8 protein-coding genes are annotated in these 17315 nt (G+C 60.8%); 3 read left to right on the top strand and 5 right to left on the bottom strand.

Annotation, left to right across the window (positions count from 1 at the left end; all coding sequences use genetic code 11):
- Positions 1-473, top strand: a 473-nt coding sequence (locus SGJ19_27370) for a hypothetical protein (GenBank protein ID MDZ4783985.1), incomplete at its 5' end; no start/stop codon positions are given.
- 429 nt (positions 474-902) lie between these two features.
- On the opposite strand, the gene SGJ19_27365 is transcribed toward SGJ19_27370, so the two are convergent.
- Complete coding sequence (locus SGJ19_27365; protein MDZ4783984.1) at positions 903-1412, bottom strand: hypothetical protein; 510 nt, start codon at positions 1410-1412, stop codon at positions 903-905.
- Positions 1413-2120: 708 nt separating this feature from the next.
- Here SGJ19_27365 and SGJ19_27360 point away from each other — a divergent pair.
- Together SGJ19_27360 and ycaC are read left to right on the top strand one after the other, a co-directional pair.
- Positions 2121-3473, top strand: a complete 1353-nt coding sequence (locus SGJ19_27360) for a DegT/DnrJ/EryC1/StrS family aminotransferase (protein ID MDZ4783983.1) — start codon at positions 2121-2123, stop codon at positions 3471-3473.
- A 40-nt stretch (positions 3474-3513) separates the two neighbouring features.
- A complete protein-coding gene (gene ycaC, locus SGJ19_27355; GenBank protein MDZ4783982.1) occupies positions 3514-4131 on the top strand; it encodes an isochorismate family cysteine hydrolase YcaC in 618 nt (205 codons plus the stop codon).
- Between the two features lie 185 nt (positions 4132-4316).
- Here the strand turns inward: ycaC and SGJ19_27350 are convergent, their stop codons facing one another.
- The 4 genes from SGJ19_27350 to SGJ19_27335 form a co-directional block, all read right to left on the bottom strand.
- Positions 4317-5597 (bottom strand): ankyrin repeat domain-containing protein, encoded by a 1281-nt coding sequence (locus SGJ19_27350; protein ID MDZ4783981.1) that lies wholly within the window; start codon positions 5595-5597, stop codon positions 4317-4319.
- A 96-nt stretch (positions 5598-5693) separates the two neighbouring features.
- On the bottom strand, positions 5694-7160 hold the full coding sequence (locus SGJ19_27345; protein MDZ4783980.1) for a DUF1501 domain-containing protein: 1467 nt from the start codon (positions 7158-7160) through the stop codon (positions 5694-5696).
- Positions 7161-7194: 34 nt separating this feature from the next.
- Positions 7195-8832, bottom strand: coding sequence for an NPCBM/NEW2 domain-containing protein (locus SGJ19_27340; protein MDZ4783979.1), 1638 nt, complete (start codon positions 8830-8832; stop codon positions 7195-7197).
- 312 nt (positions 8833-9144) lie between these two features.
- On the bottom strand, positions 9145-17130 hold the full coding sequence (locus tag SGJ19_27335; protein MDZ4783978.1) for a lamin tail domain-containing protein: 7986 nt from the start codon (positions 17128-17130) through the stop codon (positions 9145-9147).
- Between the last annotated feature and the right edge of the window lie 185 nt (positions 17131-17315).

The raw sequence follows: 17315 nt of genomic DNA, 5'->3' as shown, positions 1-17315 counted from the left end.
TACGACGATCAAACACTTTCAATGCTGCCGCAAGTCAGGAGAGAGGGATGAAGAAGTTCTTCCGTTTTTGGTTCAAACCAAGCTTGCTAAGTGAGTCAGTGCCGATCTACACATATGCCGGTAGCTTGGCGGCGGCGACAGAAAAGATCAGCACGCGGCTAAATGAGGAGTACGGCAAATCCGCCTCACTCACAAACCGGATGGACCAATTTGAATTGGATGAAGCTAACAACTTCACCCGTGCGGGTATTCCGCTGAGCCAGTGCTTGCTACCGGAAGACGTGTTTTTAGTGTGCGAGGATTTGTTAGTCGCGGACCAGTCTGGATTTCATCCGGCAACCCAACGTCTTGCACGGGATTTTGAGCAGCAAAGGCAGGCTCACATTCTGAAAGCCAATCAGCCGTTGATTTACAGCCAAAATTTGACAGACCCTGTAAGTAGCTCACGCCGACACGCTCACCGGGCACGGTAGGGGGTCCACCTCCCTGCCTGACCTAGCCCCGTGAGGTATACACCCAGCTTTAATTAGCTGTGCTCACGGGGCATTTTTAACACGGCTTCCCGATTTGTCCCAAACGGATGAAGCCTACCCCCCTGACTCTCACTTAACTGTTGAGGGTCAGGGGGATCGTATATCGCCGGGGTGTGCCAACAAGCCTAGCGATAACCCCCCCGTACCCTGTTGGCTTGTGGCTGGCAGGGTGCGGGGATTCTTATCTTGGTCCACCAAAAATGACAAACAACAAAAACATGAATACGAGGAATGCCAGTATGGCCCCGCCGACAATCGCACCAACCATGCGAACAACAAACCAAGGCCACACACTTGATTGTGTAATCTTTGCCGCCGTTGACCTCGACGGCGTAAAATCTGACTGCGGGGATTGGTAGGGATTGTCACTCATTCCCCAGACTTCTCCTGATTGGCCCGCCGTTCCTTGCGTTGGTAATGCCAGAGTGCCAGGGAGCCACCAACCACGCCAGCCATGAGTGCAACTTCATAGCGAGCTACGCTGGTCAGGTTTGATCGTTTCACTCGTGCATAGTAAAAGCTAGGCACTCCTTCGGACGTACTGCCGTAGTCGGCCATCCCTTCCGCGAGAATATCTCCATGAAACCAATTCAAGGCATCGAGCATATAGTCATGCGGCATTTTCACGATTCCGTTTTCACCGTCGGTTCTAATCACGGAAGTCGCGTAGATCAAACTAAACAGCAATGCTCCGCGTGCGAACACCGTGCGTGGTGTTGTCAGTTGAGCGGCGACAACTGCCCATCCGGCCATGATCGCGACTGAAAGCCAGAATGCAGCCGGCACCCAAGCCGACATTGGGTAAAGGAATGCCGATGAATTCACCGCCACATAAGCCGTGATGCCCAGCAACGTGAGAATGGAAAACTTGGGTTTCATTCCACCTTCTCCTTATTGGCCCGCCGTCGGCCTAAGTATGCAGCTAACGTTACGGAGACGCCAAGATACTGTCCGTGCGATCACGGATTCAAGGGCGGCCAATGAAATAAAGGTTCGCCGGGTTGGCTCACGACAAATCTTGCCTCAGGAAAAAGTGCTCGCATTTCCTGGAGTTCTTCTCCGTGAAGCCTATCCAACGCGACGTGGATTACTGATTGACCCGGCTCTCCGAATAACCAAAGCGTGTGGGGCGAGTAAGGCTTGTCATGGATTGAGTGCTTGGAACTCGGGTTCCCTTGGATGCCGTCCATCGCAAGTGCAGCCTGACGTAGTGCAATCCAGTGTCGCTGGTGGGCCACCCATCCACCAAGGCAAAGGCAGCCAATTGTGATGACGGCGACAAACGACCGGAACTTAAATTGAAGCCGGATGCTCATGCCAGCATTCTCTGCTGAAAAAACGAACGCTGCAACTTACAACTGCGTTTTGATTACACCGTCCAGCACACGAAGGGGTTACGGGCGGGATTACGACGAAGTCGCTGGGTTGCAATGTGCAGTATTTCCCGAGTAAAATTAATCCGTAAGACACGGCATCATAATCCGCGTGTCGGGGGTTCGAATCCCTCCGCCGCTACTTCTTCATGTTCCGGCGGCGCTGTCGGGCTGCACAGCAGGTAGCGGGTAACTTTCTTCGGAAGGCAACGCTATGCACGAGCAGGTGTCCCGGCGAGGCTTCATCCAGGCGGCGGCCGCTGGTTCGGCGGCGTCCTGCATTTCCAGCGGATCGGCGTTCGGCGCGTTCGCGGCGCCGGTGTCAAAGCCAGCCGCACTCGGGGGCGAGCCAGCTCACTCCGCAGATTGGCCCGGCTGGCCGGAATGGCGCGAGGACTGGGAAGCCGACGTCTTGCGCGTGCTGCGCAGCGGCGATTGGTATCGTGGCGGCGACACCGGGAAAGTGCCCGATTTCGAGGTCGCCTACGCCAGCCTGCTCGGCGCGAAGCGATGTCTGGCCGTGTCCAGCGGCACCACGGCCTTGACCGTGGCCTTGCACGTCATGGGCGTCGACGCCGGCGATGAAGTCATCGTCTCGCCGTATACGTTTATCGCGACTTACAACGCGATCCTTTCGCTGAAGGCGTTGCCGGTTTTCGCCGACACGAATCCCGAGACATTAACGATCGATCCGGCCACGATCGAAAGCCGGATCACGAATCGCACGCGCGCGATCGTGCCCGTACACATTTATGGCATGCCATGCGACATGGAGCCGATTAACGCCATCGCTAAGCGGCGCAACCTGGCCGTGGTGGAAGACGCCTGTCAGGCCTGGCTCGCTGAATATCACGGAAAGATGTGCGGCGCGCTCGCCGATCTCGGCTGCTTCAGCTTTCAGAACTCAAAGCATCTGCCCGCGGGTGAAGGGGGCGCGATCACCGGCAACAGCGACGAGCTGATCGATCGCTGCTACGCCTACCACAATTGCGGCTCCGCCTTCGGCACGTTCCAGGGAAGGGGCCACTTCAGCCGCGGCAACAACTACCGGATGCAGCATTTTCAAGCGGCGATCTTGCTGCAGCAAATGGAGAAGCTCGTTGAAGAGACCGAAGTCCGGCGCGCAAGCGCCGACTATCTCGCCACGCAGCTCAAGGACATCGCCGGCGTCACGCCGGCGCGGCTGCCGGAAAATAGCCGCGCCGTGTGGCACCTCTATCCGTTGCGATACGACGCCACGGCGTTTCAAGGGCTGCCGCGCAACAAATTCATCAAGGCGCTGCGCGCGGAGGGCGTTCCGTGCAGCGATGGCTATCACGAGCAATACCACGACGGCCTGCTGGACGAGGCGATGAACTCGCGCGGCTTTCAACGGCTGTTCAGCGCTGATCGGTTGAAATCCTATCGCGAGAGTTATCAAGACCTCGCCGGCAACCGGCAGGTCTGCACGACGACCGTCGCGCTGCCGCAGAACCTGCTGCTTGCCGAGCGGAGCCAGCTCGATCGAATCGTCGAAGCGATGCGAAAAATCCAGGCGCACTGCGTGGAAATCAATCAGGCCACCTGACGCCAAGCACTCCTCTTTTCCAGCACCGGGCGCAACCTTCATGGCTTACCAATATCGCCGTCTCGACAAGCACGACGTCGCCGTATTGCTGGTCGATCACCAGTCCGGGCTGTGCAACATCGTCGGAGATTTTTCTCCGGACGAGTTCAAAAACAACGTGTTGGCGCTCGCGGACACTGCCAAATACTTCAAGCTCCCGACGATCTTGACCACCAGTTTCGAGAACGGCCCGAACGGACCGCTCATGCCGGAGCTGAAGGAAATGTTTCCCGACGCGCCGTACATCGCACGGCCGGGCAACATCAACGCTTGGGACAACGAGGACTTCGTGAAGGCCGTGAAGGCCACCAGCAAGAGGCAATTGTTGATCGCCGGCGTGGTGACGGAAGTCTGCGTAGCGTTTCCGGCGCTCTCGGCGCTCGAAGAAGGCTACGAAGTGTTTGTCGTGACGGACGCCTCGGGCACGTTCAATCAAACCACGCGACTGGCAGCCTGGTCTCGCATGGAACAAGCCGGCGCCCAATTGATGAGCTGGTTCGGCGTCGCCTGCGAGCTCCACCGCGACTGGCGCAACGACATCGAAGGCCTCGGCCGGCTGTTCTCAAATCACCTGCCGGCTTACCGGAATCTGATGACCAGCTATGGGGCCGGGAAATAGTGACACGCGCGGCAGCCTTGTGAACCATTTCAGGCGCGTCACGGTCGTCAACCGAGCACTCTTGCGCCATCGCAGCTCCGCGATGTACTCGGGTGTTTAGCCAGCGGCGGACCCAGACAGTCCATTCGACGCGTGGCTGAATACGATCAGCCGGCGATCACTTTCGTAGCGGCTGAAATTTGCTCTTAAGTGCCATGCCGCCGCAAAGCTTCTCGCACCGCCAAGCTTCCGCCTTGTTGCGCGGGGGGGCGCGCTCCGGCTTGCAGCAGCGCGTCCACCGTGGCTGCGTAGTCTCCGGTTTGCGCATACCAGCCATGTTCGGAGCCGTGGATGGCCCAGCCGAGCGGCGTGCCGTGGAAGTCGGCGTCGGTCGCCTCTAGCGGCGGGCTGTGACACAGCAGTGCTTGGGCCATGCCGAGGTTGCCATGAAACGCCGCCCAATGGAGCGGCGTGGCATGATGTTGCCCGCAGGTGTCGACCGGAAGTCCGCACTCCAAGAACAGTCGCACGGCGGCCGTTTCGTTGTTGCGCGCCGCGTGCGCGACATTTCGCTGCTCAGCGGCCGTCAACTCCGCGGTCACGCCCGGATGCTCCGTCCGCATCGCGTGCGCACGGGCCTCGTCGCCAAGCCAACATGCCGTGAGCAGCTTCACCGTCGCAGGGCTGCGCTCCCAAAGGAATTGGAACAGATCGTCATGACCGAACTTACGAGCGACCTGATGGGGCGAGACATGGAAGCCCAAGGTCCACTGGTAAATCGTTCCGCCTGAGCGGGGGTCGGTCTTGGGAAAACAATCGTCATTCACCCGGGCACGAATCGCCTCGGGGTCGGCGTCGAGCAGCCGCTTCGCAAGCGCGATGTCGCCGACGGCGCTGGCCAACAACAGGTCCGCTCGGCAACCCCGGTCGATCAGCACGCGCGCGAGTTCGTGCCGCTCATCGGTCATCCATTGGGCGGCGGTCGATTCATGGTCCACGTCCCGCGCGTCGATCTCCGCGCCGTGTTCGAGGAGATACTCCGCCACCTCAATAGTGCGCGCGAAGTGGAGCGGCGTTTGGCCGTCGCCGCCGCGCGCGTGAACCAATGCGGGCTCGGCGGACACCAACTCTCCTAGCCGGTCGATCAGCCCCAGCCGCGCCGCCGCATGGACGTCAACAACTGCACCTCGCTGAATGGCGTAAGCGGCTAGCTCTGGGCTGGCACTATGCAAGAGTCCAAATCCGCCCGCCCACCACTTGCTCTTGGCATCCAGGTTCGCGCCTGCGTCCAAAAGGGCGTCGAGCATTTCGCGGCTACGGACATTGACGATCGCCGGAGCATCAAACGGCCCCAGCGGCTCGTCAATCCTCGCCTTAAGCGACGGATTCTCGTCGAGCAGGCGACGCACCTCGGCCGCATTATCAGCACAAAATGCCGTGGAGACCTGGTCAAGAATCTCGTTCGCGCCGCGTGAGTGGCATTCCATAGACGTTCCCATAAATTGTCCGTGCGATCCTCGCTAGCATACTCGCTTTGTCAAAGTGGGACATCGGGCGTCGGCGACACAACGGCCGACGGCAACCTAGCTGGTGAAAAGCGACTTGATCGGCTCGCCCGTGGCGATGCGATGAGGTCGGCCTAGCGAATCGTGAATCTCCGTTCGCGGCTCCAGGCCGAATCGCCAAAAAATGGTCGCGGCGAGATCGCCCGGCGTCACGGGAGCGTCTGCCGGAAAAGCGCCGAAACGATCGCTGGCGCCGTAAACCGCGCCGCCCTGCACGCCGCCGCCGGCCAACAACGCGGTATAACAATCGGGCCAATGGTCGCGCCCGCCCTCCTTGTTGATTCGAGGCGTGCGGCCAAACTCACCCATCGCGACGACCAAAGTCGAATCCAGCAACCCGCGTTCGTCCAAATCTTCGATCAACGTCGCCAAGGATTGATCGGCGAGCGGCAACAGATATTCCTTATGTTGATGGAAGCATTTGAAATGTGCATCCCAATTTTGACCTTGCTGTTGAAAGTCATAGACATTCACAAACGGCACTCCCGCCTCGACCAACCGGCGGGCCACCAGGAGATTCTGCCCACGCATTTGACGTCCCGAGGCCAATTCAGCGCCGTTGCCGCCGCCTCCGCCTTCACCGATTGCGGCGGGGGGCGGCCCGAAGCCGTAGCGTTCGCGCGTTGGCGTTGACTCGCGCGAAAGATCGAGCGCTTCTTGAACTCGACGCGAGGCGAACAATTGGAAAGCGCGGTCATAGACCGCGGTCACGCGCGCCGTGGCCGCGGCTTCGACGGCGACGCGTTCGTTCATGGAGGCCAGCAAGTGGCGTCGTCCGGCGAGTCGTTCGCCACTAACATCGCGCGCCGGCGCAATCGCGCCCGCGTCATAGGCCTGCCTTTCGATATTGCAGGAAACCTGCAGCGGGTCAAACGAACTCCCCAAGAATCCCGCGCCCTGGCAGGGAACGTCCTGCACATTGCGAAACACGAACGGCAAGGCGGCATGCGGAATTATGATGTTCTGTTCGCGATTCAGGTACGACACCGTGCTGCCGAAGCTGGGATAAAACTGCGGCAGTTTGTCGAATAGCTCCCGGTCCGGTCCCTCCAGCGGCCGTCCGGTGAGCGCGTGGATCGACGCCGAGTCATGCAGCCGCGCCGCATGATGCATTCCACGAACCAGCGCGACCTTGTGCATCACGCGCGCCATGCGCGGCAAATGTTCGCTGACGTGGAGTCCCGGCACGCTCGTGGAAATCGTGGAGAATTCGCCGCGCACTTCTGCAGGTGCGTCGGGTTTCGGATCATAGGTGTCGAGATGACTCGGCCCGCCGTAGTAGAAAAGAAAAATGCAGGAACGAATCTTTCCCGGCGCAACAAATGGCGTTTGTGCAAGCGCCGCCTGCGTCTGCCAGAGGCCCAGCAAGCTCAGGCTGCTCCAGCCGCCGACTCCGGCGCGCAACAGAGCTCGGCGCGTCCACGCCTGGTTAGTACGGTCGCCCATTTCGGACTGTGCGACGGAAGTCCGCAAACCAATACGCATGTTTCACTCACTTCTAATCAAAAACAACTGACGCTCAGCGATTCGACGGCGACTCCGTAGCCCCGCTCGACTTGACGACAAAGCCACAATGGGCCCAATTCGCCAGATCTTCCTTGTTGCCGTTGCCGGCGTCGGTCGTCGTCAGGCTGATCAGACGACTGCCAGGCGGGATCTTCACATCGAAGCGCCAGGGTTCAAACGCAATCCGCATGACGGGGCTCGACGCGGCCTCGCGACCGTCAATGAACACCTTGAAGACGACGCTGGAGTGCATGGCCTGATTGGAACCGTGCGCGACTTCTAACAGGTGCTCATCGACGCCGGCGAGCGCCACGAAGCGATCATACTCCGGTCGCAGCGCGAACATCATCTGACTCGGGGCCTGGACGCCGAAACCTTGTTCGTACGTGACGTCCCGAAACCGGATGGGATGCCCCTCGTTCGTCCGGTCCTTCTGCGTGGGATTCCGGTGCGGCGCCGTGCGAATCTCGCCGCCATAGGTGTGACCGTGTCCCACGTCGCGCAGCAGTACGGCGTCGGCCAGCGGCACATCCGGCATGGGCGGCACGGAACCGAGTTTGCGGAACTCCCCCTCCGAATCCAGGCACACGCGTGTTCGCCCGACAAAGCCGCCGACGCGAATCCGCGCCGAATCCGTCAGCGTAAACGCCGTTTCGTACTTGGTCGATTCAGGCGTTGGCTCACTGCCATCCGTCGTGTAACGGAGTTCCGCCTCGGGCTGCCAAGGGGCGCTGAACGTGATGGTCGCATGCTCGCCGAACAGGTGCGGCCGCATCGACGTGCCCCAGGGCGTGATGCGGACCGGATCGACGGGCGTCTCACGATCCCACAGGCCGAGCTTCGCGAGCTCGTCGGCCATCACGATGGTCGGCGCCAGGTGCTGTTCGAAATGCGCGACGACTTCCGCCGTGTGGCCGTCCGGCGTGAAGCCGCGTTCCGGCGCATAACCGGGATGAGCGTCGGTCAGGTCCCGGGCCAAAATGCATTGCATTCCTGCAGCTTTCAGATTGCGCAATCCCATCGGCTTGCCGAGCAGACAAACTTGCGTATGGACGCCCGCATAGATCAAATGCGTTAACTGGCGGTCCTGGCAGATCGTCCACACTTCTTGCAGCGTATCCGGGATCAGATCGCCGGGAGCAATTCTCAAATCCGGGTGCATGGCGTCCCAGCCGTAGTTCGTCACGCACCGATCATGACCACAACCGCAGCCGCCGCCGTCGGGGGGCGCGGGACAGTCGACTAACTGCAACGTCGGTTCCGGCCGCTGTTTCATGGCAAGGACGACTTCCCGTTGCGGCCAGCCAACATAGTTGTCAACGACGTCGGAAGGGCAGAGCATCACCGTCATGCCCAACTCGCGAGCAGCCTGTAACGATCGGTTGAGCCTAGGAATGAGCGCATCCACGCGCATGGTCGCCGTCTTGCACCAATGGAAATTCCAAGGATCCACGACGACGACGCCGATCCGTCGCGGATCGATCGTTTCTTCCTGCGTACGCGGCGCGCCGTCAGCGCCGCGACTTTGGAGCGTCAACGTTAGGTGTTCGGGTGGTGACGCCGGCGCCGCTGACGACCAGGAATGCACGACGGCGACCGCGAACGCCAGGTTTGAGCAGTAGTTGCGAATAACTTGCCGGAGAGAGCGCATGGCAGGAACCTGAGTCCAAGGCGTACAACGTTGCGTTGAATTATCGCAACCCGCCGTCAAGGTCCATGACCTCGCAATCGTGCATCAGGCGGGCATTGAGCGAGGGAACAACCCAATCAGAATAGTGGCCGTCCGCGGCCTTGCGAAGCCGGAATATCGGGCTATTTCCAGGTTGCTGTTCAGCATGCGCCTTCGTGGCGCGGCTCACCCTGACACCGCTGTTGCCGCGGTAGCAGTATCCGAATGCTTTCCCCGTGTAGAATTGGCAGGCGTTTCGACTCACTTCGGCCTGCGACGGGGCTTTCGAGCAACTCAGTAGTTTTCGCTCGCGGAAAACACGAGGTCCGCGGCCGACGGCTGCAACGGTCGGCGAGTTGTCGTTGCGGGGGCTGCGCCGCCAATGCCGAAATTGTTGCGAACGGCATTTAAGTCCGAGATGCCCACCTGTCCGTCGCCGTCGGCGTCGCCGATGACGTTCGGGCCGACTTCGCCGAAGTGATTGCGGACGTTGTTAAGGTCCTGGATATCGACGCGGCCGTCGCCGTTGGTATCGCCTGGCACGCCGACTTCGCCGCGTCCCGGCGTCCCGCCAGCGAGACCCGCGTTCCAACTTGCGCCCAAGCGCCAATCGTGCGGCGCGGCAACGCCATTGCGGATCACCAGCGCGCGGCCGCTGCCGTCGGTGGCGGGATACCAGGCGTCGTCGAAATCGAATCGCAGAATCGCCGCGTCGAATTGCTCCGGCAACTGCAGCACCAACGCTTCGCCAGCGTTATCGAGGTTGCCGTCGAATGCGCCAGCCAAATTGCCGACCGCTCCGTAACGTTGCTGAAACGCCGTCAGGTTGCCGGCGACCACCGCGTAGGCGCCTGGGGCGAGCGTCATGGCCGGGAACACGAACTCCACGCCGCCGCCGAGGCGGACGCCGGTAATGTCGAGCGGCGCTGCGCTCGTGTTATGTACTTCGATATACTCGTAATCCGAACCGCCGTCCGGGTTGTACATGATCTCGCTGATCCGCAAGCCCGCGATCAGACTGAGCGCTCGTGCGTCGGTCGCTGCGGCATTCACAAGTCCCGGCGTCGGCAGCGTGAACGATTCATACGGCACGTTGCCGTCGGGCGAACGGCCTTGCGAGACGTCGGTCGTTTGTGGTTGATAGTTGACGCGATCGAGCGTCCTTCCTTCAATGTCCAACAGCGCCAACGTCTCGTGCTGCGATTCGAGTCGAAAGTTGAGATGATTCGGCCCGAGTTCCGCATCGCCATCGGCGATGAAGGCGACGGCGCCTTGGCCGGCGACGAAACTCAATGGCGCGATCTGATGTTTGCGCGGCAGGCTGCCGTAGTTGTCGGTGAGATACAGGCCGCCCAGCGCCACAGGCAGTGCATCCGGGTTGTACAGTTCGACGAAATCGTTGGCGACCAACAGATCGCCGGAAGCAAACCACTCGTTGATCGAAAGCTTCGCCGAGTCGCCGGTCCGCGCGGCGATGTTGGCCGCGCCGATGGTCGGCGTCGCCAATTCCCATGCGCCGTCCTGCCCGAGCCGCGCGATGGAGAAATCGTCGACTTGCGACCCGAACTCGACGCTATCGACCAGCGTGCGCGCCGGTCCTGGGCCGTACAGAAACACGCCGTCGCCATCGGCGTCGAGGCCGAAGCCGAGATGCAATCCCGGCGTCGCGGCGCGATCCGCATAGAGCGTCAGATACGCGCCGGGCTGCAAAATCATCGCCGGGAAGATGAACTTTGTGGGATTCGACGCATCATCCGAAAGGCTCATGCCGACCAGGTTAATCGCCGCCGCTCCGCCGTTGAACAGCTCGATCACGTCGGGTCGCGTTCCCTGGTGCGGAACCGCGTTGACGTTCGAGGCCAGCACTTCGCTGATCACCAGACTGCTGAGCGAAGCGTTCACCGTCCAACTGCGCGAGGCCGTGGGACTGGCAATACTTTGCCAACCGCCGGCGACATTTTGCCCGCGAACATAGACCGTGTACGAGCCATTCGCGAGATTCGTCAATTGAATCGGCAGCGCGACGTCGCGCGCCGCGCTCCACGCGCCGTTGTTCACGCGATACTGGTACTGCACGATGCCCGGGCCGCCCACGGTGAGCGTGGCGATTTTCGCGCTGGTTTGCGCAGGCGGTTCGCCTTGGATGCTCGCCCAGGGCGGAACCATCGCGCCGCGATCCAAGCCATTCGGACCCGTGCCGAGCGCCGGTGAGCCGGGACGTAACGTGAAATCGCCGTTCGCCGGATCGACGAGGCGCGGATCTTCGCTCACATTGCCGGCGCCGAAACCGAGCCAGGCGGCGGGGACGATCGACTGATGAATCTCCGCATCGGTGGTCGGCAAGACCTCGGCGAAAATCGTCGGCGTGTTCTGGAAGACGCTACCGACGACATGCGCTCCGCGACCGGGGCCCAAAGTTTGGCCGGCGAGATCGAAATACAAAGCGGACAAGTCGGCGTTGACGACGGTGTTATTCACAAAGTTCATGAAGGCGCCTTCTTTGACGATCGTCACGTGGCCGACGTCGAAGAAGGTGTTGCGGACGACGGTGTAATCGCCGCCGCTGGTCGAGAGCGTGTTCGACTGCCCCGGATCGGTATTGTACTGATCCTTATGGAAGTGCATGAAGGTGTTGCCTTCGATGTAAGCGTCGCCGGTCAAATCGAGCGCGTCGTCACCGCCGCCGAGAAAGGTGTTGCCGATAACCTGCGCGATCGGATTGGGCGCGCGCTCGGAATCGAAATCGATAGCGTCGTTGTGCCCCTTGAGGCGGCCGAAGACGTTGTTCTCGATGATAAAATGCCCGCCAGCTGGGATAAATCGTCCCCAGATGTGTTCATGCACGTTGTCGATGGTGGGCTCGTCGTTCGCGCCGGGAAAGATGTCGGTGAACACGGAGTTGCTGACGATCAATGACGAGTGCTCCGAGCGAATCCGCCGGTGGTCGGCGTGATCGAGCATCGTGTGATCGATCGTCAGATTCGAATTGTCGAGCCCGATCATCCCCAGGAAGGTCGGCGTCACGCCGTATTCGATCACCGCGTGGGTGAGGCGGTTGTCCAGCATGGAACCGGAAAACTGCAAGCCATCCCAATTGCCGCCGCCGGGGACGCGCGTGAAGCGGATCGTCTCGTGCTCCGTACCCTCGGCCAATAGCTGCCCGCCGTTGAACGTGATGCCCGTGCCGGTTTGGAAGAAGACGGTCGTGCCCGGCAGCACCGTCAGCGTCGCGCCGGTTGGCACCGTGACGTCGCCGGTCACGACATACGGCCCGCGCCAGGGCGCGAGAATCGTATTGCCGGCAAGCGCACCGCCGATCAACTGCGGCGCGGCGACTTGTCCGGCGACGCCGGAAAGGAAGTAACCCTGATCGGCGCGACTGCCGTCGGGATCGAGCGCCGACGCCGGGTCGCCGGCGTTGATGCTCGGGCTGCCCGGCTGCGGACGGAAGTCGTGAACGGAAGGATTCACGAACATCGGATTCGTTTGCAGATTCCCCGTGCCGGCCCATAGTTCTGTGATCACGTTCGAATAGTTGACGACGATCGTCGCTGGGTCGTAGTCGGTATGAATGGAGTCGGCCGCAATAATGATCGAGTTGCGGATATTAAAATTGATGACGGCGCCCGGGATGCCAAACTTGTCTTCGGCCTGGATGCCAATCGAGTTTGCCCGAATCGTGACGTGATCCACGGTATTGTTCGAGACCGGGGTACTGCCGTTCTGTCCCTTGGCGGAGATGCCGATATCGACGTTCGACATCAACACATTGCGAATCGTGTTGTTGCCTTCGATGATCGTGATGCCCTTTGGATCGTCGTTGGTGTTCGTCAGATCACGAATGATCAGATCTTCCATCAGCATGTCGGGACCGAGCGTATCGATGCCGTCGTCGTCGGCGTGGGCGACCACGCTGCGGGAAATCCGCACGGTTTGTCCGGCGCCTTGGCGATGAATGTAAATGCCGTCGTTGTCGTCGGTGACGCCGTCCTCACGATAGATGCCCAGCATGTCGACGATGAAGCCATCCTCGAAGATCAAGCCCGATTGCTGAATCTCGGGTCCCATTGCGCTCCGCGCAAACTGGCTGTGCGTGAACGTGAGATTCGATCCGGAGGCGGTCATCGTCTTGCCGGCGATGTCGGTGATATCGACGTGGTCGAACAGAATCGTGGAGTTCTCGACGCGCATCGCCGGACCCGTGTTCGTGTGCCCGCCGCGCGGCGCATGTCCCGCGCGGGAAATCTGTGCGTAATTGTATTGCGATGGCTGCGCGCTCTGATGGCGGATTTCACCCCACGGGGCGCTGGGATTCGCCGCGGTGAAGGTGATGGGATTCGCCGCCGTGCCGAGCGCGTTGACTTTGCCCTGCACGATCAAGTCGGCGCCGTCCGTGGAGAGCGGCGTCGGATTTCCCGCGAACAAGACGAGCGTGCCGGGCTGAATCTGCAACGTGTGAATCGCCGGAACGGTGACATCGCCAGTGACATTGACGACGCCGCTCCAAATGGACGATGTTCCCGGCAGGACGCCGGAGATGTTCGTCACCGGCGCACCTGCGAGGCTCGTCAAGCGACGGCTGAATTGCACGTCGCCCAGCGTCGCCGTGAGCGTGAAATCACCGGAACCCGTCGGCGTTACGAGCGCGCTGCCGACGCCGTTGCGCAATGGAAGCGTGTAGGTGGACAGTGCGACATTCGCCGTATCGGTGGAGAGCGTCACCGTGGCGTCCCAGAGATCGCGCAATGGACGGCCCGCGCCGTCGTAGGCTTCGACGCGCACCGACAAGGGAATGCCTGGCAGATAGCTGCTACGCGTGAGCATGTCGAGCGAGGCCGCTTGCACCACCTCCGGCCAAATTACATTGGCTGCGGGCAGGCCATCGTACCAGACGTCGAGATACCCGATGTCGACCAACTCGCCGGTTCCGCTCTGTCCGGAGTACGCCTCGACCAGTACACGATTGATCCCCGGCTGCAATGGCAGCCCGCCCGTCCCAGTTCCTGGACGCGTGGCCTGGAGCTCCATGTCAAAACTGATGTCGCTACTATCCGCTCCGCTCTGATGAATTTCCACCGCCAGAACATTTGTGCCCTGTCGAAGGAGTGAAACTTCCGCCGCAAACGCCGTCGAGATGAAGGCGTCTTCATCACTACCACCGACAGAATTATTGGCGGGCGAAAGGTAGTTGATTGTCGCTGGCTTCGCTGGCAAGTTGCTCCGCGTCAATTCCGTGCCATTCAAATACACGACGGCGCCGTCGTCTTGCAACAAGTGCAAGATCAAGCCAGTGTATTGCGCCGGATCGTCGACCGTGAATGTGCGACGAAAATATGTAGTGATGAAATGATTGCCGGACGGGCCACTGTTGACAACCGTGACTTCGTCATTGTCCCCGTAACCCAGTTGCGCGGCGCCGCTTTGCCATGCGACGTCGTTGAAGTTCAATCCATACCAGGCGGTCCCCTGGTTGGAACCGTTGGCAAGGTATTTCCACTGGGCGCCCTTCGGGCTGAGCGTATCCGCTTGATTGCCGGTCGATTCGCCTGCCGTCTCCCAAACGCCCGTTACGGCGTTGTAAGTTGTCAGGATTCCATCGGCCAACACCGACTGGGTTTCGACCGTATTCGCAACGCCGGACAAAACGAGCGAGGGCGAAGTCGTGCGCGCAACACCATTGACGACGGGTAGATTGTTGTTGATCTGGAATTGTTGCGGGATTTGCGCGAGTACCGCGGCGGATCGATTGACGATGAATTGCTTCATCGCCGTGATATTCGAGGCGGGGACGAATGGACCAAGCAGTTGGTCGATCAGCGGATTGAGCGTTTGCGAATTGAAGGTCGATTCCATCAAATCTAGGAACTGCTGATAGAAGCGAGGAACGATTTCCGGGTGATTGAGAAAGCGATTCAATCCCGCAACTTCGGTGAACGTGAAGATGCTCTGGTCGATCTGGCCGACGTTGTTGCCTTGTCCGAGGAGGGTGTCTAAGTCGTGGGAAACGAGCACGAAGCGTGGATCGTTCACGCCCCGATAGAGCTGGTAGTCGTCGCCGATGCCGCGATTGAGTCCGGTTTCGCGATTCTGCAGGAGCGCATCGAGCGCCAGGTAGCGCAGCCATTGATCGATATTGACGTGCTGTGAGACGACCTGCACGTAGTTCGCGGCCGGAGCGTTGTTGAGCGCGTCGGTGAGCGCGATCAAGTCAGTCCAATCGTCCGTCTCCTCATTGGTCTCCTTGAAGTAGCGATCCTGGTAGTCGACCGGGTCCGGGCCGTCGTAGGCGAGGTCGGCCTCGTCCGAGCCATCGTCAAGGCGAAATGCGCTGTACAAATTGCCTTCGCTGTCGGCGGGGAAATGATGCTCCATGGCGTCGCCGTTCATCTGTTCGACGAGCACATAAGAGCCGAACATGCCATTGCCGCTGAGGGCCAAGTCGACGCCGTTCACGCGCACTTCGGCGGCCGTCGCGTCGGCGGCGATTAATCCGGCGAACTGCTGGATCGCGCTGCCGATCAATTGCGACTGCACCGTGCGGCAGTTGAAGTTCAGCTCCGAGACATCGTTCCAAAGCTGATCCTTCGGCAACTTAACGTGGTAATTATTCGGCGGGCCGTTGCGACTGCCGTGGCCGCGATTGCGAATTCCGGCGTTGTAACGCACCTCGCTCCCCGTGCCGTCCACGACGACGAACGTGGCGTTCATCAGCGCGTTGCTCTCGGCGGAGCCGCCCTCGTTGCGGCCGATCGCAGCGAGTTCCTCTCGTTCCGCGTCGGTCATGATTAACCGGTAGATCGGCTGGCTCTCCGGCGTCCAAGCCGCGTTCGGATCGAAGGCGTCGTCGACCTGGTAGAGTCGATTTGCCACCGGCGCGTTCATCGGCTGCGCGAACTCGGGATAGTTCCGCGTCCGCGCGCCGGAATCCGTCGCCGACACGTAGTATTCGATGATCGCGCCGTCCGCGGCCGCCGGCAGGATCGCGCCAAAGACGCCGTCTCCCGCCGCGCCGTCGCCGTGCAGGCCGTCGTCGAACATCGTCGACGTGGTGAAGTTCGCCGCGCCGTCGAGACGCCAATGCACGGCCGCGGTCAGGCCATTGGTTTGTTCGTCGATCAACTGCGCAGTGATGGTGACCGGGTTCGTGGAGCGCGGAATGATCGGGAATTGCGTGACGTCTTGAATCAGCGGCGCGCTGTTCGCGACCGACACCGAGTTCGCCGCACCGGGCGTTCCTTGATCGACAGTGCTCGCGCGCCAGTTCTGTCCGAACTCATTGGGCAAATTCCCGTTGACCAGTTCCAGCGAGCGTCCCAGACCGTCGTGATCGTCGGACCAGTCCCAACCGCGGTGGCCGAAGTCGAGTTCGCCCTCGACGCGCACGGACCAATCGCCTTCGTCGGCGTACTCCACGCGATCAATCGTGCCGCCGCCCAGATCCTGGAGCGTGATCCGCTCCGCGCCATCGCTCAATTGTCCTGTCCAGCCGCCGACGACGTTCGTCACGCTGGGATACTTGGCGCTGAACGTTGCCACGTCCCGCGCGACGACCAATCGTTGTCCGGCGGGAATCGCGATGTTTGGAAAGGTGAAGTCGACGCCGGAGGTGAATTGCCAACCGTTCAGGTTGACGGAGCCCGTTCCCAGGTTGGCCAGCTCGAGGTATTCCTCCAGGTCGTTATTGCTGGACGGATGGTACATGATCTCGCTGATCACCACGTTGCGCGTGGGATCGGCGATCGGCGCCGCGGTGTTGGGGGCATTCGGCGTAGGCAACAAGAAGTAACCGCGCGCGACGAAGTCACTTCCCAGGCCGTAGGAGATGCCGTCGTATTGGTTGGGATACTCCGGCGCGAATTCCTGCTCAATCGAAAACCCGTTCGGTGCGACCAGCGCCAGATACTCGCCGTCGCCATCGAGTTTGAAGTTGGTGTGCAACTCGCTGCCGGCCACCGCGCGATCCTTCTCCGACGCGAAGACGATCACGGTCGCGCCGACGGGCAACGTGACCGACGGAAAGGTCCACTGTTCGAGTTCGTCATCCTTGTCCGTCAGATGCCAGCCCAGGAGATTGAGCGGCGCGGCGGAGGTGTTCTGGATCTCGATCCAGTCCGACGGCTGACCGTCCTCATCGACCAACGGCCCCTCGTTCCGAGCCAGAAACTCGCTGATCACCGGCCCGCCCGCCAACAGGCGGCGAACTTCCAGCGATTCGATCTGACGCCCTACTTGATTGCGCAGGCGCGCACTGCGCGCCGGTCGCCGCCTCGATCTTGCCATGGCCTGCTTCTCTTCCGATGCCTGGGTGCGCGTCTAGCGCCAAGAAACAAACATGGATTCTAAACCGTTTTCACACAAAACGCCAAACGATCGACGGCTTAGCGGGCCGTTTTAATGTTCTAGAACTTGCGCGGCTGACATTTTCGGGCCGTATTGGGGGTTGCAAAGGCAGGCCCGGACGGCGT

It is taken from the genome of Planctomycetia bacterium (assembly GCA_034440135.1).
In the GTDB taxonomy this organism is placed as follows: Bacteria; Planctomycetota; Planctomycetia; order Pirellulales; family JALHLM01; genus JALHLM01.
The sequence above is the reverse complement of the archived record's forward strand: the minus strand, read 5'-3'. Positions and strand labels throughout refer to the sequence as shown.